Below are 22,189 nucleotides of genomic sequence, written 5' to 3' on the forward strand. Positions count from 1 at the left end.
TTATTCCGCCAGGGCGGCAAATGCGCTGTCGCGGATTTGCTCGACCGGGCCGACGCCGGCGATGCGGCGGTATTTCGGTGCACCGGCCAGGCCGGACTGCGCCCACTCGTTGTAGTAGCCGAGCAGAACCTTGGTCTGGTTGTGGTACACGTCCAGGCGCTTCTTGACCGTTTCGGCCTTGTCGTCGTCGCGCTGGATCAGCGCTTCGCCGGTAACGTCATCGACGCCGTCGACCTTGGGCGGGTTGAACTTGACGTGGTAGACGCGGCCCGAACCCGGGTGGCTGCGGCGGCCATCCATGCGCTCGATGATCGATTCGTCCGGCACGTCGATTTCCAGCACATAGTCGACATTGATGCCTGCGTCTTTCATGGCATCCGCTTGCGCGATGGTGCGCGGGAAGCCGTCGAACAGATAGCCATTGGCGCAATCGGCGTCCTGCAGGCGGTTCTTGACCAGGCCGATCATGATGTCATCCGACACCAGGCCGCCCGCATCCATGACTTTTTTCGCAGCCAGGCCCAGTTCGGTGCCGGCCTTGATCGCCGCGCGCAGCATGTCGCCCGTGGAGATTTGCGGAATATTGTATTTTTCTTTGATGAAGTTAGCTTGGGTGCCCTTGCCGGCACCGGGTGCTCCTAACAGTATGAGACGCATTGAAGTTCCTAAAAAACAGATTTTGGATGGGTATGTGTAATTATTTTTAGATGGTGCCGTCTTGACTATCTTTCCCTACGAAACTTACCACAAAAAATCGCCGGAACGCCAGTTTGGTGTCGATTTGGCATGGACCGATTGATCAAAGCCAGCAATTATGAAAGTTGGCGTTTGAAAATGTGGTATTTGCCGCAAACGCACAAATTATATTTGCGCGCATGCCGTTTTGCGGGTAGTACCTAGCGATAGTGCGCCTGCACGCGCGCCAGGTCTTCCGGCGTATCGACGCCGGCCGCTGGCGCCGTCTCGGTCACATGCACGGCGATCGCATGGCCATGCCACAGCACCCGCAGCTGCTCCAGCGCTTCGATCTGTTCCAGCGGCGACGCTTCCAGCGTGGGATATTCCTGCAGGAAGGCATTGCTGTAGGCATACAAGCCGATATGGCGCAGCGGCGCGTAATCTGGCGGCAGGCTGTCGCGCGACTGCGCAAAGCCGTCGCGGTGCCACGGTATCGTCGCACGTGAAAAATACAGCGCGCGGTTGGCCTTGTCGAGCACCACTTTCACCACGTTCGGATTGAAGGCATCGACGATGTCGTGCAGCCGATGGGCGCAGGTGGCCATCGGCACGCCGGGGCGTATCTGCGCGGCGCAGGCGGCCAGCAGGCCTGGATCGATCAGCGGCTCGTCGCCCTGCAGGTTGACCACCACCGCATCCATCGGCAAGGCCAGCGCGCGCGCCACTTCGGCGATGCGGTCGGTGCCCGACGGATGTTCGGCACGCGTCATGCATGCCTCCACCCCATGCGCGGCGCAGGCGGCGCGGATGTCCTCATGGTCGGTGGCGACGATCACGCGCGCGGCGCCCGAGAGCAGCGCCTGCTCGGCCACGCGCACCACCATCGGCTTGCCGCCCAGGTCGGCCAGCGGCTTGTTGGGCAGGCGCGTCGAGGCCAGGCGGGCCGGGATGATGACGATGAAGGCCATCGCTTATTCCACGGCGTCTTGCAAGGTGCGCGCTTCGTCGGCCCACATGATGGGGATGCCGTCACGAATCGGATAGGCAAGGCGGTCAGGGCGGCAGATCAGTTCCTGCGCCTTTTTATCGTGTTCAAGCGGGCCCTTGCAAACAGGGCAGACCAGGATATCAAGCAGTCGAGCGTCCACGACATTTCTCCACAATTTGTTGGGCCAGCGCGCTATCTATTTGCGCGCTGACCGGGACCACCCACAGTCTCGGGTCGTCTTTGAGATGTTCAATTTGCGCACATTTTACTGCATCCTTCTCGGTGATCAAGATCACATCGGTGTCGAGTGCGGCAAAGGGCTGGTCGAGGAAATCATGATGGTCGGGCAAGGGCAGCTCGTCAAAGCGTAATCCGGCCTGGCGCAGCATCGTGAAAAAGCGCTGCGGATTGCCGATGCCGGCGGCCGCCACGATACGCTGGCCACTGTTTGCCAGCTGCGCCAGCGGCAACTGTTCGCTGCGCTCGATCAGCTGTTCGGCCACGCCGCCGGCCAGGCGCATCGGCACCACCAGCCCCTTGCCTGGAACGACGCTGGCCGCCAGCGCGGGCGAAATCGCGGCCGCATTGATCACCGTCACGTCGCGGCGCCGGCGCGGCGGTTCGCGCAGGGGGCCAGCCGGCAGCAGCCAGCCATTGCCCACGCCACGGCTGTCGAACAGCACGATTTCCACGTCGCGCTGCAAGGCGTAATGCTGCAGTCCGTCGTCGGTGACGAGCACGTCGACCTCGGGGTGCGCCGCCAGCAGCGCCCGGCCCGCTTGCGCGCGGTCGCGCCCCACCATCACCGGGCAGCCGCCGTGCTGAAAGATCAGCAGCGGCTCGTCGCCCACCTGCTGCGGCGTCGAACTGGCGGTAACAGTGCGCGCAGAACGGTCGGCGCTGCCATGCCCGCGTGAAATCACGCCAGGGTGCATGCCGGCCTCGCGCAAGGCTTGCACCAGCCAGATCGTCAGCGGCGTCTTGCCGGTGCCGCCGATAAAGATATTGCCGACCACGACGACCGGCACCGGCAGGCGCTGCGATTTCAATATATTGGCCCGGTACAGGCCGCGCCGCACCGAGCCCAGCGCGCCGAACAGCAGCGAGACAGGCCACAAGGCGCAGGCCAGCGGGCCGCGTTTGAGCCAGGCGCGGGTAAGAGTGGTTTCAAGCTGGGAGGGGGATGTGGGCATGCGGTGTCGACTGAAATTGGAAACCCAAAATCGACACCTGGGGTCGGACCCTGAGGGGGAATGCTTTCCAGTGGAACGCATTCCGACTCCAAAGGAACCGACCCCGGCACTTCGGTTGGGGTTGAATGTGAAGTTACTTGTTGCCACCAGCCTGGGCCGCGAACGTCAGCTTTTCATAGCCGGCCAGGCGCGCCGCTTCCATCACGTGGATCACCATCTGGTGCATGGCGAGCTGGTCGGCGTTGACCACCACCACCGGCGTTTGCGCGGGCGCCTTGCCGCCATTGGCGGCCTTGGCCGCGTCCTGCAGCGCGTCGGCCAGGCCGGCCACGTCGCGGAACGATACCGGTTGCAGATTGACCGTGTAATTGCCCTTGGCGTCGATGGTGACGTCGATCTGCTGCGGCTTGTCTTTTGCCTGTTCGGCATTGGCCGTCGGCAAGGTGATCTGCAGTTCCGTAAACTTGCTGTAGGTGGTGCTGACCATCAGGAAGATCAGGATTACCAGCAACACGTCGATAAACGGGATCAGATTGATTTCGGGGTCTTCCCTGCCCTTGCCTTTACGAAAATTCATTGGCGGCCACTGTGAACGAGATCGACGAACTTGACCGCCTGCTGCTCCATGTCGATGACAAAACTGTCGACCAGCGCGCGGAAGTGGCGGTAGAAGATGAGGGCCGGCATCGCGATCGCCAGGCCGAACGCGGTGTTATACAGGGCCACCGAAATGCCGTGCGACAGGGCCGAATTCGAGGCGGTGGCGCCGGGCGAGGCAAAAATCTCGATCATGCCGATCACCGTGCCGAACAGGCCCATCAGCGGCGCCAGGGTGGCAATGGTGCCCAGAGTAGTCAGGAAACGTTCCAGCGTGTGGGCCACGCCGCTGCCGGCTTCCTCGATCGATTCCTTCATCACCTCGCGCGGCGCGTCGACATTGCGTAGCGCGGCGGCCAGCACCACGCCCAGCGGCGAATTGGCTTCCAGCTTGGCGATCGTGTCGGGGGTAATCTTGCCGCTGCGATACACCTGCACCACTTCATCGAACAGCTTGCGCGGCAGGATGCGCGGACGGCGCAGGTACAGCAAACGCTCGATGATCAGGGCCAGCGCAACGATGGAAGCGATCAACAACAGCCAGATGGGCCAGCCGGCGGCTTGGAAAATAGCGAGCAAAGGAACTCCCGGAATAATGAAAAGGCGAAACGCCGACGACGAATGGCGCAATGTAGCGCGTTGCAGCGCTGGCGGCAAGTGGTGCTCGCCGCATGCCTGCCAGCGCCCCGCATCACAGGGCTCCGACCAAATGCTCGCCTTTTGCACAGTTTGTGTGGATAAGATTGTGCGCAAGCCGTGGCAACAACATTCAAGTGATTGATTTCATTGATTATTCCAACCATGCGCAAAATACAGGCATAGCAGCTATTCAAAGTTAGTCAATATAAAACAAGCAATGAAATCAAAGTTCTGCACATTTACTGTGGACAAGATTGTGCGCAAAGCCCGCAATTTTCATCAAGCCATTGATTCCAAAGGAAAAATTAATCCTGCGCAAAAAAGTGGCAGCGCCAGGCTGGAGCGGACAATACAGCCTCGACAAGTTCTGCACACAATCTGTGGACAAGATTGTGCGCAAGCGCAAAGTTAGCAGCTAAGTACCTTGATTTATATCGTTTTTATTTGATTGATTAAAATTCGGGCAGAAGCTGAAAAGACAGGTTTTCAGGACCTGAAACAGCGTGCAGGCTGGCTTTTTCCACATGCGAGAAAGTTCCGCACAAAAAATGTGGATAAGATTGTGAGCAAGCGGCCTGGCTTCATGCAAGCCCGTTGATTTTAAAGGGATTTTTCTTGATGCTTAAAAATAGTGCAGCAAATTTCTATCGTGCGACGGCAAAAATCCGTCATATTCGTGCAAACGATTTAGCTGGTTCTGCACATATTCTGTGGATAAGATTGTGTGCAAGCATGGCGTCCCATGTTTATGTCCTTGTTTTGTAAGACTATTCTTACATCGCACAAAAAGCAGGCAATGGGAAAGATCGCGCCCGCAGGGGATAAAATGGCAGGCCGCCATGAGTTCTGCACATTTTTTGTGGATAAGATTGTGCGCAAGGCCATACATGGCCTACCAAGCCATTGATTTATAATGACTTTACGCCCATGCGCAAAAATACGGCAGCGGCGTTTTTGCCATGCCAACGCGACGTTTATCCGCAGCAAATAGTTCCACACAATTTCTGTGGATAACTTTGTGCGTAAGTACCGCCGGTATTGCTGATGTGCTTGATACATAAGGGCTTTTTCCCGCTGCACGCAAATCAGGCATGGTTAAAACCATCATCAAATCAATGACTTGGAAATAAGACTTGTTGTTTTACCTGATATATGACATAAGCATGACCTCGCCGATAATATGTGGACAGATACCCCTTCTTCCCCTGTGGAACGCCCGACCATGATCAACGAAACCGCTGTAGACAACGGCTTTGCCGCCCCGCCCGTGCTGACCGTAACCGCCCTGAACCAGGCTGTCGCGCGCCTGCTCGAACGTTCGTTTCCGCTGACCTGGATCGCGGGCGAAATTTCCAACTTCACGCGCGCCAGTTCCGGCCACTGGTATTTCACCCTGAAAGACGACGCGGCCCAGGTGCGCGCCGTCATGTTCCGTGGCCGCGCCCAGTACGCCGGCTTTACGCCGCGCGAAGGCGACAAGGTCGAAGTGCGCGCCCTGGTGACGCTGTACGGCGCGCGCGGCGACTACCAGATCAATGTCGAAGCGATACGCCGCGCCGGCGTCGGCGCGCTGTACGAAGCGTTCCAGCGCCTGAAAGACAAATTGTCGGCGCAAGGCCTGTTCGATGCGGAGCGCAAGCGCGCCATTCCCATGTTCGCGCGCACCATCGGCATCGTCACCAGCCCCCAGGCCGCCGCCCTGCGCGACGTGCTGACAGCCTTGCAGAGGCGTGCGCCGCATGTTTCCATCATCCTGTATCCGACGCCGGTGCAGGGCCAGCAGGCGCCGGAAAAAATCGCCCAGGCGATCCGCACCGCCTCGAGGCGCGCCGAGTGCGATGTGCTGCTGGTGTGCCGTGGCGGCGGCAGCATCGAGGATTTATGGTCGTTCAACGATGAAGCCGTCGCTTTTGCCATCGCCGACTGCTCGATGCCGGTGATCAGCGGTGTCGGCCACGAGACCGATTTCACGATTGCCGATTTCGCGGCCGACCTGCGCGCCGCCACGCCGACAGCCGCCGCCGAATTGGCCGCCACGCCGCGCGCCGACTGGCTGGCCTCGCTGCGCGCCGACGCCACCGATTTGCGCCGCGCCATGCGCCGGCGCCTCGACGACGCGGCGCAAACGCTGGACCGCCACAGCCGCCGCCTGCTCAACCCGAAAGCGCAATTGCAACAACAACGCTTGCAGCTGCTGGCGCTGTCGACCGCCATGACGCACGCCACGCGCGCACCGTTGAACCGGTCTATCCACGCGCTGGACCGCCTGCGCCACCGCTGGGCCGCGCTGCGCCCCGACGTGACGGTGCCGCGCGCGCGGCTGCAGGAAGCACAGCGCAGGAGCGGCGCGGCGATGGAACAACTGGTGACACGGCGGCGCCATCAACTGGGCGCGCTGGCGGCGCAGCTGGAACTGCTGAACCCGCAGCGCACCCTGGAACGCGGCTACGCCATCGTGCGCGACGAAAAGGGCGCCATCGTGCGCTCACCGGCGCAACTGCAGGTGCGCCAGAATCTCAATCTGCGCCTGGCCGAAGGCAGCGCGCAAGTGGGTATCGCCAGCGTGCAAACCACGCTGGAGTAATTGTCACGGCTGTTACGCTTTGCGCGGCAGCCGGCCATGCAGCACCGCATGCGCCGCCAGTCCGATCACCAGCCCCCAGAACGCGCCGCCGACGCCCAGCAGGGTGATATTGGCGGCGGCGGCCAGGAAGGTGATCAGCGACGCCTCGCGCGTGCGCACGTCCTGCATGGCGTTGGCCAGGCTGCTGCCGATGGTGCCCAGCAGCGCCAGCCCCGCCAGCGTGCTGATGAACGTGGCGGGAAAGGCCATGAAGACGGCCGCCAGAGTCACCCCAAAGATACCCACCAGGATATACAACACGCCTGCTGCCACGCCGGCGATCCAGCGCCTGGACGGATCCTCATGCGCTTCGCGGCCGGTGCAGATGGCCGCCGTGATGGCGGCCAGGTTAAAGGCGTGCGAACCGAACGGCGCCATCAATAGCGAGCCCAGGGCGGTGATAGTGACGATCGGATTGGCGCTGGTTTGGTAGCCGTCATTGCGCAGCACCAGCATGCCAGGCATGTATTGGCCGCTCAGGGTGATCAGGAACAAGGGCAAGGCCACGCTGAACAGCGCATGCAGCGAAAACACCGGCATGGTGAATACCGGCGCGGCCAGTTGCAGGCGCAGGCCCGACAGATCGAGGCGCTCCTGCAGCAGCAAATACGCCAGTCCCAGCACCAGCACGCCCACTACCGCATAGCGCGCCGAACAGCGCTTGAACAGCAGGTAGGCGGCAATCAGCAGCCCGGCCAGCAGCGGCTCGACACGCATGCCGCCAAAGGCGCCGATACCGAATTGCAGCAGGATGCCCGCCAGCAGCCCGGCCGCCACGCCGGGTGGTATCAGGCGGATCACGCGCTCGAACCAGCCAGACAGGCCCAGCACAAAAAAGGCGGCGGCCGAAACAAAATAGGCGCCGACAGCCTGCTCGTAAGGCGTGTTGGCCAGCGCCGTGACCAGGAAGGCGGCCGCCGGCGTCGACCAGGCGGTGATGATGGGCGCACGCGACAACACGCTCAGGAAAATGCCTGTCACGCCCACGCCGATCGAGATCGACCAGACCCAGGAGGCCGTCAATTCGGCACTCAGGCCGGCGACCCTGGCGGCCTGGAAGACGAGGATGAACGTGCCGCCGTAATTGACGATGACGGAAATGAGGCCGGCCACCACCGGAGGAAGCAGATCGCGCCAGCGAAGGGAAAGTGAAAAAGAGGCGTTGGATGACATGGGCGATGGTGCTCCTGAAAGAATGAATACGGCAAACCATCGTTATAGTTTTAAAATGGCCGGTTGTGCCCCACCATTTTTCGATGGAGATACAGACCAATTGTTCAAGCATGCCCAACTCGAATCCGTCAAGGCCTGGGTCAGCGACCCGGCCCATGGCGCGCTGCCGCTGCATGCGCGCGTACAGCGCGCCGTGCGCCAGCTGATCCTTGACGGCGTGCTCGATGTCGGCAAGCCGCTGCCGGCATCACGCGCGCTGGCGCAATCGCTGGGCGTGTCGCGCGACACGGTGGAAGCGGCCTACGGCCAGTTGCATGCGCAGGGCTTCATCGAACGGCGCGTCGGCAGCGGCAGCTTTGTATCGGCGCGCACACGGCGCCTGCCGGGCAGCGGCAAGCCGGTCCACGCCGATGCCGGCCAGCAGGCGCCGGCACGCCTCAGTGCGCGCGGCAGCGCCATGTTTCGCGGCGGCGGCCTGCGCGACTTCCAGGCGCCGCGCGCGTTTGCCCCGGGCGTGCCGGAAACACGCAGCTTTCCGCTGGCAACCTGGGAGCGGCTGCAACGGCAGGTTTCGAAGGAGTACGGCACGCGGGCGCTGCTGCATGGCGCGCCGCAGGGCATGGCGGCGCTGCGGCGCGCGATTGCCGATTACGTCAACCTGGAACGCGGCGCGCGCGCCAGCGCCGAGCGCGTGCTGGTGCTGACCAGCTCACAACAGGCACTGACCCTGTGCGCCCAGGTGCTGCTCGACCCTGGCGAATCGATCTTCGTCGAAGACCCGATGTACCACGGCGCACGCAAGGCATTCGACGCGGCGGGCCTTGCCTGCGTGCCGGTACCGCTCGACGCTGATGGCATGCGGGTCGGGCAGTTGCCGGAACTGACGGCCACCTTGCAGGCAGCCGGTGCGCCAGCCAGGGCGGTATTCCTGACGCCTTCGCACCAGTTTCCCACCGGCGCGACGCTGTCGCTGGAACGGCGGCTGGCTGTCATCGAGTGGGCCAGGCACCAGCAAGGCTGGATCATCGAAGACGACTACGACAGCGAATTTCATTATGCGGGCAAGCCCACCGCCTGCGTGCAGGGACTGGACCGGCATGAGCGCACGCTCTATATCGGCACCTTCAGCAAGTCGCTGTTCCCCGGCCTGCGCCTGGCCTACATGGTGCTGCCGCCATCACTGGTGGCGCCCATGACCGTGGCGCGCACCCTGCTCGACGGGCACAGCGCACCGATCCCGCAACTGACACTGGCGCGTTTTATCGAAGGCGGCCACCTCGGCGCCCATGTGCGCACCATGCGCACGGTGTATGCGCAGCGGCGCGACGTGCTGGCGCAGCTGGTGCGCCAGCACCTGGCCGGCTTTCTGGAACCACGGGTGCCGGACGGCGGCATGCAAATGGCCTGCCTGTTGATCAACGATATTTGCGAAGCCGACGCGGTGGACGCCGCGCACCGGGCCGGCATCGACCTGCTGGGGCTGAGCGCGCTGCATGCGCCCGGGCGGCGGCAGCCAGGTTTTCTGATGGGCTTTGCGGCCCACGCGCCGCATGAACTGGAACTGGGCGTTCTGGCACTGGCAGACGTGCTGCGCAGATTAAAAAAGGCCGGGTGTCGCCACCCGGCCAAAACATGCTACTGAAGACCTGCCCTGCCCCTTAAAACTTCATCGACACCCGTGCGCCAAACGTGCGTGGCGCGTTATAGAAAGCGCCGTAGATCTGCTGTGTCGGCTGGCACGGCATGCCGACGTCGGTGCAGATTTCATTGACGTCGAGCTTGACCGCCTTGTCGGTGGCGTTCTGCACGAACGCTTCGACCGTGTAGGCCTTGTTGGCCGGCTGGTAGCGCAGGCTCAGGTCCAGTGTCGTATAGGCTTCCTGGCGCTTGACGCCGGCGTGGCCCGGCACGTCGCCATTGAACGCCCCGGCGCCGACATAGGTCATGGTTTCGTAGTGCACCGAGGCGCGCGGCGTCAGCTGGCCGCCGGCGACAGCAAAGTCATGCTCGTACTGCACCGTGGTAGCGAACTTCGGTGCGTGCTTCATGGTGCTGCCACCCACATTCACCAGCGGTGCGGTGCTGCCGCAAGCGAGGCCATTGGCGCGCGCCGCATCGACGTCGCACGACAGAAAATCGTCATACACGGCTTTCAGCCAGGTGGCGTTGCCGGTCAGGCGATCAACTGCCGTTGGCCGCCAGACCCATTCCGCTTCCAGGCCCTTGACGGTGGCGCCGGCCGCATTGAAGTTGGCCAGCACGCTGTTGACCACTTGCGATTCAAGCTTGTCCTTGTACTTCATCAAAAAAGCGTCGAGGTTCAACGTCAGCTGGCGGTTCAGCAAATCGGATTTAAAACCGATTTCATAACTGGTCAATTTTTCAGGCTTGGTGGTCTCGCCACCGTCGCCCATCGCTGGCGAATGGAAACCCGTGGTCACCGAACCGAACAGCAGAATATCGGAGCGCAGCTTGTACTCGATGCGACCGAGCCAGGTGGCCTGGCCGTATTTCAGGTCGGCCGTATTGTCGGCCGGCGTATTGCCGCAACTCGCTGCCGTGATGGCGCCGCCCGGTCCGATATTGTGGGTGTTGGCCAGGCCGGTGCCCGGCCTGACCAGCTGCGCCATCTGGTCGGGCGTCAGCACGGTGGTGCCCAGCGGGGTATTGGCCGGCCAGTTCGGGCAGGCCCAGTTCTGGCCGCCGATATCGAACTTGTGGTCCTTGGTGTAGCGCGCGCCGGCCGTCAGCTTGATCTGGTCCGTCACCTGCTGGCTGACCTGGCCAAACACGGCTTTCGATTTCAGTTGCCGGTCGCCCTGGATAAACGACATCGACGAGGCGTACTGGCCCACCGTCGGCTGCACGAAAATCACGGCGCCGTTGGCGAGATCCTGCTGCACTGCGGCCTGCGAAATCTGACTGCGGTCGATATCGAAGCGCACCTTGTTCTTCTCATTGAACAGGAATACGCCGGCCACCCACTGGAACGGCGCCTCATCGTCCGAGCGCGCCTGCAGCTCGTGCGAATAGCTGTCGAACTGCGCCCAATCGGTGCGGTTTTCCGACTTGAAGCCGGGGAACAGGCCGGCGTCGGCATCGTTGCTGTTCTGGCGCTTGTAGCGGCTCCAGCTGCCCAGGTAGGTAAAGTCCAGCGCGTCGGTCGGCTTGTAATTGAGCTTGCCCTTGTAGGTCAAAATCGATTGATCGAGCGTGCCGGGCGTATCGATCAGCGCCGAGCGCAGCTTTTCACCGGGCTTCGGTTCGGCCGCCAGGTACACATTGCCGGCGCCCTGGTCAAGGAAATAGTCGGCAATCAAGGTGGCGCGCAAGTGTGGCGTGATCTTCCACAACAGCGAGGCGCGCGCGCCCATCTGGTCGCCGGCGCCATACTTGGCCGCGCCCGGCATCACGTTCGAGCCGCGGCGGAAATCCACGGTGCCGTCGTGGCTGTCCTTGATGGCGGCAATCCTCAGTGCCACATCGTCGGAAAACGGGATATTGATCATGCCCTGCGTTTGCAGGTGGCGGTTCTCGCCGATGGTCACGCCGGCCGAGCCGAACAGCTTGGCGGTGCTGGGCGCGCCCGACACCAGGTTGACGGCGCCGGCGGTCGAATTGCGGCCGTTCAAAGTGCCCTGCGGGCCGCGCGCCACTTCCACGTGCGACAGGTCATACATCAGCGCCGTGGCGCCTTGCGGGCGCGGCGAATACACGCCGTCGACATAGAAAGCGACGGCCGGGTCGCCCAGTTCCGTGTGGTTGGCCGAACCCACGCCGCGCATGTAGACGTGCACGCCGCCCGAGTCGCCATGCTGCTCGACCACCAGGCTCGGCACCATGGTGGCCAGCGAAGCGAGGTCCTTGACCTGGTTGTTCTGCAAGGTGTCCTGGTTGAAGGCCGTGACGGCCAGCGGCGTGTCCTGCACAAAGGTGTTGCGGCGCGTGGCCGTGACGACGATGCGGTCCATCGCGCCTGCCGCCGGTGCGGCCTCGGGCGCCGCCGCTGCGGCGCTGTCCGCTGCCACGGGTGCGCTCGTATCGGCCTGCTGCGCCATGGCCGCGCCGCTGCCCAATAAAATCAGCTGGGCGAATGTGACGTGGGCCAGGCTGCTGGCGATGGTGTTGCGTGTTGGTTGTTTCATGATGTGTCTCCTCTACCTGCCACTGGTTAGATAATGATGGCATGGCTCTGCGGCCATTGCCTTTCTTTTCAAAGCTGCTTCTCAGCTTGAATTCATGACGCCTCCATCGCTTCAGTGCCTGGCCACGGCACGGCCGCTGGCATCGAACAGAAAGGCGTGGCCTTCTTCCGGCGCAAAGCCGATGGCGCTGCCTTGTGCCAGTGCATGGCGCGTCTCGCCATGCAGCTTGATGGCCAGTGCATGCCCACCGCCATCGACCATGGCGTGGACAATCTGCGCGTCGCCCAGCTGTTCGATCAGGGTCACGGTGGCGCCGTAGCCCTCGCCATGCGCCACCAGCCGCAGGTGTTCGGGGCGGATGCCGACCAGCATGCCAGGCTCGCCGCCCAGCTGTGCGCTGAGGGCCGGCACGGCGGCGCACGGCAGAAAATTCATGCGCAGCGCGCCGATAAAACCGGCCACGAACTGGCTGGCCGGATGGCGGTACAGTTCCAGGGGCGCACCGACCTGCTCCAGGTGGCCGCCGTGGAATACGGCCACCCGGTCGCCCAGGGTCATCGCTTCGACCTGGTCGTGGGTGACGTAAATCATGGTCGTGCCCAGCTCTTGGTGCAGCTTGGCCAGCTCAATGCGGGTCTGCACGCGCAAGGATGCATCGAGGTTGGACAGCGGCTCGTCGAACAAAAACACCTTGGGCTGGCGCACGATGGAGCGGCCGATCGCCACGCGCTGGCGCTCGCCCCCCGACAGGGCCTTGGGTTTGCGCTCCAGCAGGTGCGTGATCTGCAAAATCTCCGCCACCTTGCCGACCGCCGCGCGCACTTCGCTGTCCGGCTTGCCGGCCATCTTCAGCGCAAAGCCCATGTTGTCGCGCGCCGTCATGTGCGGGTACAGCGCATAGCTCTGGAACACCATGGCGATGCCGCGTTCGGCAGGCGGCACGTCGTTGGCCAGCATGTCGCCGATGCGCAGCTGGCCCGCGCTGATGTCTTCCAGGCCGGCGATCATGCGCAGCAGGGTCGACTTGCCGCAGCCGGACGGCCCGACAAAGACCATGAATTCGCCGTCGTGGATATCGAGGTCGAGGCCCTTGACGATTTCCGGGCCGTCGCCATACGTCTTGCGGATGCCGCGCAGCGAGATGGCGGCCATCTCAGCGCCCTCCTGCCATCGCCATCGTCAGCTGCGGCGTATCTGCATGCAGTGCGCGCTGGGCGGCGATAAAGTCGCGGTACCACAGGGCGCTGTCCTTCAGGCTGCGCTGCTGGGTGGCGTAATCGACATACACCATGCCGAAGCGCTTGGCATAGCCCGAATTCCATTCGAAGTTGTCCATCAGGCTCCAGTAAAAATAGCCGCGCACGTCGATGCCCTGGGCGATCACGGCACGCAGCGCGTCCAGGTGCAGCTGCACGTATTCGATGCGCGGCTGGTCATGGACCTGGCCGCCATCGAGCTTGTCGGCGACCGCCATGCCGTTTTCGGTGATATAGACCGGCGGCAGTGGGTATTCGCGGTGCAGGCCCACCAGCAGCTCCGTCAGCCCCTGCGGATAGGTTTCCCAGCCCATGTCGTTCACGCCCAGCTTGCATTCGGGCTTGCGCGGCGGCGTCTCGCCGCTGACAAAGGCGCGCGTGTAATAGTTCACGCCAAGGAAATCGATGGGCTGCCTGATCTCTGTGAAATCGTTTTCAAAGATGGACAAAGCTGAAGCGTCGACGTGTTTCAGGGCCAGGGCCGGGTAGCGGCCCTTGAAGATGGCATCCATATACCACTGCACCGAGCGCGCATATTCAAGTTCTGCGAGCTCCTTGTCACGGGCGCTGTCGGTAGCCGGCGTGGCGGTCCACTGATTGAGCACGATGCCGAGTTTTGCCGACGGCGCCACGGCGCGCATCGCCTGCATCGCCAGGCCGTGCGACAACAGCAGATGGTGCGACACCTGCACCGCGGCGGCCGGGTCGGCCATGCCGGGCGCGAACTGGCCCGTGCCGTGGCCGAGCACCGCCGTGCACCACGGCTCGTTATGGGTGGCGATGCTGGTCACGCGGTGACCGAAGCGGCGCGCCACTTCGGCGGCGTAGGCGGCAAAGTGATAGCAGGTGGCGCGATTGAGCCAGCCGCCTTCGTCCTGCAAGGCTTGCGGCAAATCCCAGTGGTACAGGGTCAGGTGGGCGTCGAGACCCTTGGTCGCCAGCGCATCGAGCAGGCGGGCATAGAAATCGAAGCCGGCCTCGTTCCAGGCGCCGGAACCGGCGGGCTGCACGCGCGACCAGGACATCGAAAAGCGGTAGGCGTTCACGCCCAGGTTGGCGATCAGCTCGACGTCGTCGGCGTAGCGGTGGTAATGATCGCAGGCCACGTCGCCATTGCTGCCGTCGGTGATCTTGCCCTCGGTGTGGCTGAAGGTGTCCCAGATCGACGGCCCGCGGCCATCGATGGCGGCCGCGCCCTCGATCTGGTAGGCGCTGGTGGCCACGCCCCAGGTGAAAGTGGCAGGAAATTGCGTTTCGGTTTCGTCGTTATGCATGGTGGATGGTGTCGTGTTGGTGGTTTAAAAATGGACTAACCCTTGACTGCGCCCTGGGTCAGCCCTTCGATCAGGCGTTTTGAAGCGACAAAGAACATCAGCAGCAGCGGCAGCACGGCAATCGCCGCACCCGTCATCAGCGCGCCCCACTCCGTGTTGTTCGGCGCCTGCATGCTGCGCAGCGCCAGCGGTATGGTGTAGTTTTCGACCGAGCGCATCACCACCAGCGGCGTGATGAAGTTGTTCCAGGAATTGATGAAAGTGATCAGGCCCAGGGTGCCCATGGCCGGCCCGATCAGCGGCAGCACCACGCGCCAGTAGATGGCGAATTCGCCGCAGCCGTCAATGCGCGCCGCTTCGATCAGGTCCTTCGGGATCGCCGTGCCGATATACTGGCGCATCAAAAAGATGCCCAGCGCACCGGCCGCACCCGGCACATACAGCGCCCGCGGCTGGTCCAGCCAGCCGAGGAAATCCATCAGCATGAAGGTCGGAATCATGTTCATGAACGACGGAATGATCATCGACGCCATCACCAGGGTGAACAGCGGGCGCTTGAAACGGAATTCGTACATGGCAAACGCATAACCGGCCAGCGAACAGAAAAACAGGGTCAGCGCGGTCGTCATCAGGGCCACGTACAGGCTGATGCCGATATTGCGCCAGAACGGCAGGCGTTCCTGCAGCAGTTCCAGGTTGTTCAGCAGCGCCGTGCCGAACCAGCGCGGCGGCGGCAGGCTGTAGATCTCGGCGCTGGTATGCGTGGCGAACACGAACATGAAGTAGAACGGCGCGACCATGATCAGGGCCCCGATCGCCACCATGGCATAGGCCGACCAGCGCGCGCTGGTGGCGGCAGAATGTGCTGCGGTGCTCATCGCTGTGCCTCTTTACGTTCATTGCGGCTGAAGATGCGGTTGTTGACCCAGGTGGTGCTGGCAATGATCAGAAACAGCAGCCAGGAAATCGCCGACGCGGTGCCGAAGTCGCCCGAGGAAAACGCCGTCTTGTAGACGAAAATGGCGGTCGTCATCACCGACTGGCTGACGCCACTGGACTCGGCCACCAGCACGAACGGTTCTTCGAACAGCTGCAGATTGCCCATGATGGTGAGCGTCACGGCCAGGTAGATCATCGGTTTCAATTGCGGCAGAGTGATATGCCAGAACTGCTGGCGTTTCGACGCGCCATCGATGGTGGCTGCCTCGTACAGGTCCTTCGGGATCACCTGCAGCGCCGACAGGTACAGCACCAGGTTCCAGCCCAGGTAGCGCCAGAAAATCACAAAGGCGACGGCCGGCTTGATGAACAGCGAGCTGCCCAGCCAGTCGATCGATTCGCTTGGGAACAGGCCGCCGACCAGCGGCAGGCTGGCGCACCAGGCGATCAGCACATTGATCTGGCCATAGTCGCGCGAGAACAGAGTATTGAACACCATGGCAATGGCCACGCTGGAGGTAATGAACGGCAAAAAGTAGATGCCGATCACCAGGTTGCGCGAGCGCTTGAAGCTGTTGTGGATGAACGCCGCCAGCGGGATGGCCACCAGGTGCTGCGGCACGCCGGAGGCCAGCGCCAGCCACGCGGTGTTGCCCAGCGAGCGCAAAAACCATGGGTCGCTCAGCGCATATTTGTAGTTGTCCAGTCCCACCCATTCCATCGCCTCGACGCCGCTGGCCGCTTCCCACTGGTTGAACGACAGGTAGATCGAAAACAGCAGTGGAAACAGACTGAAAATGGCGAACAGAATGAAGAAGGGGCTGATGAAAATATACGGCGCCCACTTTTTCATGTTGAAGCGTTTGGGGTGCGGCCGCATTGCCGGTGCGCTTTGCGCCAGCATGGCCGATGATGTAGGAATACTCATGACGGCTCCTAGCGGCGCGCGCGGTGCGTGATCAGGGCCTTGGCGTCGGCCAGCGCGGTCTTGATATCCTTGTTCTGCGCCAGCACGCTTTCGAGCTCCATGTTGACGATATCGCGCGCCACGGCGTCGAATTTGTCGACCCGGATGACGGGGATTTTCGCTGCCGTTTCGCGCGCCAGCAGCCGCGTTTTCTGGCCCCCGAAATACGCCTGCGGCTCGTCCATCATCGGATCCAGGTAGGCCGCCTTCAGGGCCGGGAACGCGCCGATCTCTTTCAATGAATGCAGCTGGATATCCTTGTTCACCGTCATGAACTTGATGAACTCCCAGGCCTGGGCTTTGTTCGCCGCTTTTTTCGGGATGCCATAGAACGAGCCGCCGTAGGAGGCCAGCGCGCCGGCCGGCAGGCTGGCCGCGCGCCACTGGCCTTTCGAATCTGGCGCCAGCCACTTGGCCAAGTGGCCGCTGAGCCACGACCCCATCATCTGGCTGGCCACCTTGTCGCGCTTGAAGCCTTCGGCCCATTCGCCGGTCCAGGCAACGGTGCGCGCATCGATGCCGGCTACCCTGGCCGCCTTCGCCAGTTCGAACGCCTTGACGAAGCGGGGCGAGTCGACCAGCACCTGGCCCTTCTCGCCAAAGTAAATCCCTTCGCCGTCCTTCAGGTTGGCGCGGATAACAATGTCGGCCAGGTCGCTGGCGCCGGCCAGCAGATACGTGCCGGTGGCGGCCTTGAGCTTCTTGCCGGCGGCGATATACGATTCCCACGATTGCGTCAGGTCGGCTTCCTTGATGCCGGCCTTGTCCATCAGGTCCTTGCGGTAGAACAACGTGCCCGGACCCAGGTCGGCCGGCATCGCGCCCAGGGTACCGCGCGAGCTGGTCGCCTGCACGAAAGTGAACGGCACGAACCTGTCGCGGTACTGCCCTGCCCCGTATGGTGGCTGCAACAGGTCTTCCATGCCTTTCGATTCGGCAAAGCTGCCCACGTAGCGAAAGTCGATCGCCATCACGTCGGGCAGGCGCGCGCCGGCTGCCAGCGCCGTCGTCATGGAATTATGATGGTCGTCGATCTGCAGGCTGACCAGCTTGACTTTCACTTGCGGGTACAGCTTTTCCCACAGCGGCAAGGCGGTTTTCACGGCGCGGTCCAGGTCGGGAAAGGACGCGACGGTGATGGTGGCGGGTGCCAGCGCGGGCATGGTGGCGGCAGGAACCGTCGCTGCCAGCGATGCCGCTATGGCGCAGGTGCCCGACAGTGACGCGGCCAGTACGGCCACGCCAAGGGTGATTGACTTCATTGTTTCGTCTCCGTTTATTGAGCGTCTTCTATCTTGAAAACGTTTTCACAACATGCGTTCATTTAACACCGCAAAGAAAATGAAGTCAACCGAAAAAGTTGTCATTTATTTTAAGCCGGGCGATGGGAGGGCCGCCATCGTCCCCGTTTTCCCTATGAAAAATCGAAAAAAACCGCGCTGATGATGATTGTGGTTTTTTATGAAAACGTTTTCATATCGCCAGTCGCAATCCAGTCGCCGGTTTATGGTAATCTTTCGTTGAAAAGGTTTTCAGAGCACTGAAGGCCGGCATCTTTGATCCAGGATTGATCTTGAACGACACCCACCACGCCGCCCCTCCCTCCACCCTGCTCGACGTGGCGCGCCAGGCCGGCGTGTCGCCCAGCACCGTCTCGCGCATCCTCAACGGCACGGCCCGGGTCTCGGACGACAAGCGCGACGCGGTGCTGGCGGCGATTGCCAAGATGAAGTTCGCACCCAACCAGATGGCGCAGGGCCTGAAAAAGGGCCGCTCGATGACGATCGGCATCGTGGTGCAGGATATTTCCAGTCCGTTCTTCGACGAGAGCCTGCGCGGAGTCGACGATGGCCTGAAGGATACCGGCTACGCCTCGGTGATCGTCAGCGGCCACTGGAACGCCCAGGAAGAGGCAGACCGCATCCGCTTGCTGCTGGCGCGGAAAGTCGATGGCATCATCTTGCTGTCGGGGCGCATTTCGGACCAGAGCGTGCTCGATTTTTCCCAGCAGCGCCCGATCGTCTCGACCGGCCGCCAGATCGCCACGCACAATGCGATCGGATTCAAGCTCGACAACGAATATGGCGCCTGGCTGGCGGTGCGCCACCTGATCGAACTGGGCCACCGCCGCATCGCCTTTGTCTCCGGTCCGGCCAACAACAGCGACGCCGCCGAACGTCTGACCGGCTACCAAAGAGCGCTGCGCGAGGCCGATATCGCGCTCGACCCGAAACTGATGGCCGAAGGCGATTACCACGAAGCGAGCGGCATGCTGGCCGTCAATCACCTGTTCGACACGCAGCAGCAATTCACGGCCGTATTTGCCGCCAACGATTTGTCCGCCTACGGCGTGCGCCTGTGCCTGTATCGCAAGGGCATCCGCGTGCCCGACGATATTTCGCTGGTGGGTTTCGATGACCTGCCCGGCTCGTCGTATACCACGCCGCCATTGACCACCATCCGCCAGCCGCTGTACGACATCGGCCGCATCGCCACCGGGGCGCTGCTGGGCCTGATCAATGGCGAAGCCGTGCACGCCGCCATTCCACCGCTCGAACTTGTCGTGCGCGAAACCACGCGCCGGGTGCGCTGATACACCTTTACGGTGTGGCCGGCAGCAGCAAAGGCGCATCCGCTTTACAATAGTGGCTCGTTCAGCAAGAATAACTGGCTCGACTGTCCGGCTGCGGCCGGATACCCCGAACAACCACCATAAAGGACATCACATGGAACATACCCTGCCACCACTGCCATACGCAATGGACGCTCTGGCGCCGCACATCTCGAAAGAAACGCTGGAATACCATTACGCCAAGCACCACCAGACGTATGTGACGAACCTGAACAACCTGATCAAGGGTACCGAGTTCGAGAACCTGTCGCTGGAAGAAATCATCAAGAAATCGTCGGGCGGCATCTTCAACAATGCGGCGCAAGTATGGAACCACACCTTCTACTGGAACGGCATGAAGCCGGCCGGCGGCGGCGCACCTACCGGTGCCGTGGCTGACGCGATCAACGCAAAATGGTCGTCGTTCGACAAATTCAAGGAAGAATTCACCAAGTCCTGCGTCGGCAACTTCGGTTCCGGCTGGACCTGGCTGGTGCAAAAAGCCGACGGCTCGGTCGATATCGTCAACACTTCGAACGCCGGCTGCCCGTTGACCACTGGCGACAAGCCACTGCTGACCTGCGACGTTTGGGAACATGCTTACTATATCGACTACCGCAACCTGCGCGCCAAATACGTGGAAACGTTCTGGGGCCTGGTCAACTGGGAATTCGTTGCCGGGAACTTCGCGTAAGCGCGGGTTTTTGACAACGTAGAACGTCCGTAGCAGCAAGCATCGTAGTTGATCGCTGTTGCTGTTACTCAAAAAGAAGTCGCTGCCTCTGGCACTGGCTTCTTTTTTTATTTCGTCGTGAAAGATTACAAGACTAAAAACGGCGGGCCGGAGACGCGGGCCCGAGAAAATGCCGATGGCGGCGTTGCGGCTTCCTTGCCGTACATGCGTACTGTCTGCGTCGCCGCGCCTTGCCCTCGACATTTTTCAGGCCCGCTTGGCCCGGAAAGCCTCGGCTGGCGACTTGGGTGATAACATATTTCGTTGGCGTGCTCATGAAGCAGGAAAACTCCTGCTCCATTGACGAATGGCAGCTTTCGCCCCTAAGGAGCCCCTCGCCTGGCTTCGAACTCACGAACATAGCGCTCGGTAGGAAGAGCAGTTCCAGCTTGTTTGATCTCCCCAGTCACCTTACTCACCATGAGTGGCCCATTGCCTACTAACGCATGGATGTAGTTACCACTAGCAAGGAAATCCGCCGTGTTATACCCATAAGCGAAAGTAGCCGCTGTTTCCAATGGAGAAGGCAGCAGCACTAACTCCTCGCCCCACTCTTGTGCTAACCGAAGCAGATACTGTTCGGCAAGCGCGCGGCATTCTATATCGCTAAGCATTTTGGGGCTCCTTAGGAATGACTGCTTCTGGCTGAAAGGAGCCAAGTATTCACTGAAGCTGCCATCTTGGTAAGATAGCATTTTTTCATAGTTCACAGGAAGGTTTCCAATGCTCACTGGTTTCAACCACCTGACCCTCTCTGTCAGCAACCTGTCGCGCAGTTTCGATTTTTACTCAAATTTACTTGGATTGAAACCAGAGGCCATCTGGACTACTGGAGCTTACCTGTCTCTGGCCGAGCTTTGGTTATGCCTGTCATTGTCCCGGGAAGCGATCTCGGAGCGTGCCACGACATATACCCACTATGCGTTTTCAATCAATCCTGAAGACTTCGAGCAATTCAAAAACAGGCTTCTGGAGCACGGTGTGCGTGTATGGCAGAAAGATAGCAGCGAAGGGGATTCCTTTTATTTCCTCGACCCTGACGGCCACCAATTGGAGGCACATGTCGGCTCGCTCGCGTCCCGATTGGCCGCATGTAAACGACAACCCTACGACGGAATGAAATTTTTCAGCTGACCGCCTCTTGCCGATAACACCCACTCCGCAGACCACCCCACTGCGCCGCCAGGAAGTTTTGCGCGTCATCCGCTCAATCACCTTCACCACGCCCATGAACAGTGCGACATACCTCAGCGCACAGATACCCCAGACGATCAGCGCTGTCAGGAACTCCATCGCCATCCAGTAATAAATTTCAGCCCAGCTTATTGAACTCTGCCCGCACGCCGCTTTCTCCAATGCGCTCAAAGCTCTCTTCGTAATAGGATTTCCCCCAGTCGATAAACGCTTCCGCATCCATCTGCACCATGCCCAGCAGCCGGGATGAGCCATCATCGATGTCGTCAGGAATGACGGCCTGTCCGGTTTGCCACGACAGACCATCCACGCTCCAGCAGCAGAATGTCACGTGCTCGTGTTCGACCGCTTCGTCCTGCAGCCAGCGCCACAGCTCCGGCGGCAGGCCATCGTAGATTCCGGGCCAGATGCCGTACTCTTCGCGGGCATGGGGGCTGACCGCCGATTCATGATCAAAGCCCTTGAGCACGACTTTTCCATCCGAGCCAAAGAAGCCGACGACGTGATCGCCAGCCCCATTGTCATATCTGGCCATCGCCACGCCGTTGGCCCAGTCCGATTCATGCCAGAATGCCCGCAGCCAGTCTTCCGACGTGACGGCCGCGTCGCAACGGGCCGCGCATTGCCAGGCATGCTGGAGTCGGAACGGTGAGAGTGTTGGCAGTTTCATTGATTGATCATCCTTGAAATTTACAGACAAATACGCGCCAGGCAAGCCGGCACTCGGATCAGCGGAACTGGCCGGCGCAGTAGCCCATCGGCGTCAGGAAGGCTTGCGCAGCAGCTTGTCGATCAGGTGCGCCATGGCGTAAAACAGCGCGGCATACACTGCGGCGCCTATTCCCCAGACGATAAAGGCCGTCAACAGATCGACCCAGATCCAGGTGACGATAAACAAAACGGGGCTGCTCAAGACGGTCAGGCAGGCGCTGGTAAACAGAATAAAGCCGTTCGCCCCCTGGAAACCATTGCGCGCGCCGCTCACTTCCATGTAGCTGACAAGCAAAAGAAGGCCGACGACGACGCAAGCCCAGATGGTCCAGAAAAGCGGCATGTTTTCTTCCTTGAATGGTTGGGCCGGGCGCAAACTCGTGCGCCTTGTCATCCATACATGATATTGCGTTATGGTAATGCGAACAAGTCCCTGCCCGCCTTCTGTTCCAGCAGACCACCATCTTG

General features: G+C 61.4%; 22 protein-coding genes. 6 read left to right on the forward strand and 16 right to left on the reverse strand.

What is annotated here, in order from left to right; genetic code table 11:
• The 6 genes from adk to AC0Z42_RS21005 all read right to left on the reverse strand — a co-directional run bounded on the left by adk (position 1) and on the right by AC0Z42_RS21005 (position 4,035).
• Positions 1–657: an adenylate kinase gene (gene adk, locus AC0Z42_RS20980; RefSeq protein ID WP_485470122.1), complete on the reverse strand. Its 657-nt coding sequence runs from the start codon at positions 655–657 to the stop codon at positions 1–3.
• Positions 658–896: 239 nt separating this feature from the next.
• Positions 897–1,646, reverse strand: coding sequence for a 3-deoxy-manno-octulosonate cytidylyltransferase (kdsB, locus tag AC0Z42_RS20985; RefSeq protein ID WP_485470123.1), 750 nt, complete (start codon positions 1,644–1,646; stop codon positions 897–899).
• Positions 1,647–1,649: 3 nt separating this feature from the next.
• On the reverse strand, positions 1,650–1,826 hold the full coding sequence (locus tag AC0Z42_RS20990; protein WP_082988760.1) for a Trm112 family protein: 177 nt from the start codon (positions 1,824–1,826) through the stop codon (positions 1,650–1,652).
• Positions 1,807–2,859: a tetraacyldisaccharide 4'-kinase gene (gene lpxK / locus AC0Z42_RS20995; protein ID WP_485470124.1), complete on the reverse strand. Its 1,053-nt coding sequence runs from the start codon at positions 2,857–2,859 to the stop codon at positions 1,807–1,809. Before lpxK ends, AC0Z42_RS20990 begins: the two co-directional genes overlap by 20 nt.
• 133 nt (positions 2,860–2,992) lie before the next feature.
• Complete coding sequence (locus AC0Z42_RS21000; protein ID WP_485470125.1) at positions 2,993–3,436, reverse strand: ExbD/TolR family protein; 444 nt, start codon at positions 3,434–3,436, stop codon at positions 2,993–2,995.
• On the reverse strand, positions 3,433–4,035 hold the full coding sequence (locus AC0Z42_RS21005) for a MotA/TolQ/ExbB proton channel family protein (protein ID WP_485470126.1): 603 nt from the start codon (positions 4,033–4,035) through the stop codon (positions 3,433–3,435). Before AC0Z42_RS21005 ends, AC0Z42_RS21000 begins: the two co-directional genes overlap by 4 nt.
• A gap of 1,282 nt (positions 4,036–5,317) precedes the next feature.
• On the opposite strand from AC0Z42_RS21005, the gene xseA reads away from it, so the two are divergent.
• Complete coding sequence (gene xseA / locus AC0Z42_RS21010) at positions 5,318–6,679, forward strand: exodeoxyribonuclease VII large subunit (protein WP_485470127.1); 1,362 nt, start codon at positions 5,318–5,320, stop codon at positions 6,677–6,679.
• A gap of 12 nt (positions 6,680–6,691) precedes the next feature.
• Here the strand turns inward: xseA and AC0Z42_RS21015 are convergent, their stop codons facing one another.
• Positions 6,692–7,891: a benzoate/H(+) symporter BenE family transporter gene (locus tag AC0Z42_RS21015; protein WP_485470128.1), complete on the reverse strand. Its 1,200-nt coding sequence runs from the start codon at positions 7,889–7,891 to the stop codon at positions 6,692–6,694.
• A gap of 100 nt (positions 7,892–7,991) precedes the next feature.
• Here AC0Z42_RS21015 and pdxR point away from each other — a divergent pair, with 100 nt between their 5' ends.
• Complete coding sequence (gene pdxR, locus AC0Z42_RS21020; RefSeq protein ID WP_485470129.1) at positions 7,992–9,533, forward strand: MocR-like pyridoxine biosynthesis transcription factor PdxR; 1,542 nt, start codon at positions 7,992–7,994, stop codon at positions 9,531–9,533.
• 16 nt (positions 9,534–9,549) lie between these two features.
• On the opposite strand, the gene AC0Z42_RS21025 is transcribed toward pdxR, so the two are convergent.
• The 6 genes from AC0Z42_RS21025 to AC0Z42_RS21050 form a co-directional block, all read right to left on the reverse strand.
• Positions 9,550–12,036 carry a TonB-dependent receptor gene (locus AC0Z42_RS21025; RefSeq protein WP_485470130.1) on the reverse strand — a complete coding sequence of 829 codons (2,487 nt, stop codon included), beginning with the start codon at positions 12,034–12,036 and terminating at the stop codon, positions 9,550–9,552.
• 111 nt (positions 12,037–12,147) lie between these two features.
• Positions 12,148–13,188, reverse strand: coding sequence for an ABC transporter ATP-binding protein (locus tag AC0Z42_RS21030; protein WP_485470131.1), 1,041 nt, complete (start codon positions 13,186–13,188; stop codon positions 12,148–12,150).
• 1 nt (position 13,189) lies between these two features.
• Entirely contained in the window at positions 13,190–14,566 is a 1,377-nt protein-coding gene (locus tag AC0Z42_RS21035; protein WP_485470132.1) for a GH1 family beta-glucosidase, read from the reverse strand.
• 35 nt (positions 14,567–14,601) lie between these two features.
• The gene (locus AC0Z42_RS21040) at positions 14,602–15,444 is read right to left on the reverse strand and encodes a carbohydrate ABC transporter permease (protein WP_485470133.1); all 843 of its coding nucleotides are present in this window, start codon (positions 15,442–15,444) and stop codon (positions 14,602–14,604) included.
• Complete coding sequence (locus tag AC0Z42_RS21045; protein ID WP_485470134.1) at positions 15,441–16,433, reverse strand: carbohydrate ABC transporter permease; 993 nt, start codon at positions 16,431–16,433, stop codon at positions 15,441–15,443. Before AC0Z42_RS21045 ends, AC0Z42_RS21040 begins: the two co-directional genes overlap by 4 nt.
• Positions 16,434–16,441: 8 nt before the next feature.
• Complete coding sequence (locus AC0Z42_RS21050) at positions 16,442–17,734, reverse strand: ABC transporter substrate-binding protein (RefSeq protein WP_485470135.1); 1,293 nt, start codon at positions 17,732–17,734, stop codon at positions 16,442–16,444.
• 311 nt (positions 17,735–18,045) lie between these two features.
• On the opposite strand from AC0Z42_RS21050, the gene AC0Z42_RS21055 reads away from it, so the two are divergent.
• The 3 genes from AC0Z42_RS21055 (at position 18,046) to AC0Z42_RS21065 (ending at position 20,068) form a co-directional block, all read left to right on the forward strand.
• Positions 18,046–19,065 carry a LacI family DNA-binding transcriptional regulator gene (locus AC0Z42_RS21055; RefSeq protein ID WP_485470136.1) on the forward strand — a complete coding sequence of 340 codons (1,020 nt, stop codon included), beginning with the start codon at positions 18,046–18,048 and terminating at the stop codon, positions 19,063–19,065.
• 133 nt (positions 19,066–19,198) lie between these two features.
• Positions 19,199–19,777: a superoxide dismutase [Fe] gene (sodB, locus tag AC0Z42_RS21060; RefSeq protein ID WP_485470137.1), complete on the forward strand. Its 579-nt coding sequence runs from the start codon at positions 19,199–19,201 to the stop codon at positions 19,775–19,777.
• A 48-nt stretch (positions 19,778–19,825) separates the two neighbouring features.
• A complete protein-coding gene (locus AC0Z42_RS21065; RefSeq protein WP_485470138.1) occupies positions 19,826–20,068 on the forward strand; it encodes a hypothetical protein in 243 nt (80 codons plus the stop codon).
• Positions 20,069–20,139: 71 nt separating this feature from the next.
• On the opposite strand, the gene AC0Z42_RS21070 is transcribed toward AC0Z42_RS21065, so the two are convergent.
• Complete coding sequence (locus tag AC0Z42_RS21070; protein ID WP_485470139.1) at positions 20,140–20,526, reverse strand: hypothetical protein; 387 nt, start codon at positions 20,524–20,526, stop codon at positions 20,140–20,142.
• 13 nt (positions 20,527–20,539) lie between these two features.
• On the opposite strand from AC0Z42_RS21070, the gene fos reads away from it, so the two are divergent.
• Positions 20,540–20,950 (forward strand): fosfomycin resistance glutathione transferase, encoded by a 411-nt coding sequence (fos, locus tag AC0Z42_RS21075; protein ID WP_485470140.1) that lies wholly within the window; start codon positions 20,540–20,542, stop codon positions 20,948–20,950.
• A 178-nt stretch (positions 20,951–21,128) separates the two neighbouring features.
• Here fos and AC0Z42_RS21080 read toward each other — a convergent pair whose 3' ends face one another.
• Both AC0Z42_RS21080 and AC0Z42_RS21085 read right to left on the reverse strand, forming a co-directional pair.
• Positions 21,129–21,680, reverse strand: a complete 552-nt coding sequence (locus AC0Z42_RS21080; protein ID WP_485470141.1) for a hypothetical protein — start codon at positions 21,678–21,680, stop codon at positions 21,129–21,131.
• Positions 21,681–21,773: 93 nt separating this feature from the next.
• Positions 21,774–22,064 (reverse strand): hypothetical protein, encoded by a 291-nt coding sequence (locus AC0Z42_RS21085; protein WP_485470142.1) that lies wholly within the window; start codon positions 22,062–22,064, stop codon positions 21,774–21,776.
• Positions 22,065–22,189: the final 125 nt, after the last annotated feature.

It is taken from the genome of Janthinobacterium sp. 1L-D-8-B-C4 (assembly GCF_057291295.1).

Excerpts from the sequence above, each read along its gene's own strand:
- AC0Z42_RS21015 (WP_485470128.1), bottom strand. The coding sequence starts at position 7,891 with ATGTCATCCAACGCCTCTTTTTCACTTTCCCTTCGCTGGCGCGATCTG.
- kdsB (WP_485470123.1), bottom strand. The coding sequence starts at position 1,646 with ATGGCCTTCATCGTCATCATCCCGGCCCGCCTGGCCTCGACGCGCCTG.
- xseA (WP_485470127.1), top strand. The coding sequence starts at position 5,318 with ATGATCAACGAAACCGCTGTAGACAACGGCTTTGCCGCCCCGCCCGTG.
- AC0Z42_RS21000 (WP_485470125.1), bottom strand. The coding sequence starts at position 3,436 with ATGAATTTTCGTAAAGGCAAGGGCAGGGAAGACCCCGAAATCAATCTG.
- lpxK (WP_485470124.1), bottom strand. The coding sequence starts at position 2,859 with ATGCCCACATCCCCCTCCCAGCTTGAAACCACTCTTACCCGCGCCTGG.
- AC0Z42_RS21045 (WP_485470134.1), bottom strand. The coding sequence starts at position 16,433 with ATGAGTATTCCTACATCATCGGCCATGCTGGCGCAAAGCGCACCGGCA.
- AC0Z42_RS21040 (WP_485470133.1), bottom strand. The coding sequence starts at position 15,444 with ATGAGCACCGCAGCACATTCTGCCGCCACCAGCGCGCGCTGGTCGGCC.
- AC0Z42_RS21025 (WP_485470130.1), bottom strand. The coding sequence starts at position 12,036 with ATGAAACAACCAACACGCAACACCATCGCCAGCAGCCTGGCCCACGTC.
- AC0Z42_RS21080 (WP_485470141.1), bottom strand. The coding sequence starts at position 21,680 with ATGAAACTGCCAACACTCTCACCGTTCCGACTCCAGCATGCCTGGCAA.
- AC0Z42_RS21085 (WP_485470142.1), bottom strand. The coding sequence starts at position 22,064 with ATGCCGCTTTTCTGGACCATCTGGGCTTGCGTCGTCGTCGGCCTTCTT.
- sodB (WP_485470137.1), top strand. The coding sequence starts at position 19,199 with ATGGAACATACCCTGCCACCACTGCCATACGCAATGGACGCTCTGGCG.
- AC0Z42_RS21035 (WP_485470132.1), bottom strand. The coding sequence starts at position 14,566 with ATGCATAACGACGAAACCGAAACGCAATTTCCTGCCACTTTCACCTGG.
- fos (WP_485470140.1), top strand. The coding sequence starts at position 20,540 with ATGCTCACTGGTTTCAACCACCTGACCCTCTCTGTCAGCAACCTGTCG.
- AC0Z42_RS21050 (WP_485470135.1), bottom strand. The coding sequence starts at position 17,734 with ATGAAGTCAATCACCCTTGGCGTGGCCGTACTGGCCGCGTCACTGTCG.
- adk (WP_485470122.1), bottom strand. The coding sequence starts at position 657 with ATGCGTCTCATACTGTTAGGAGCACCCGGTGCCGGCAAGGGCACCCAA.
- AC0Z42_RS21030 (WP_485470131.1), bottom strand. The coding sequence starts at position 13,188 with ATGGCCGCCATCTCGCTGCGCGGCATCCGCAAGACGTATGGCGACGGC.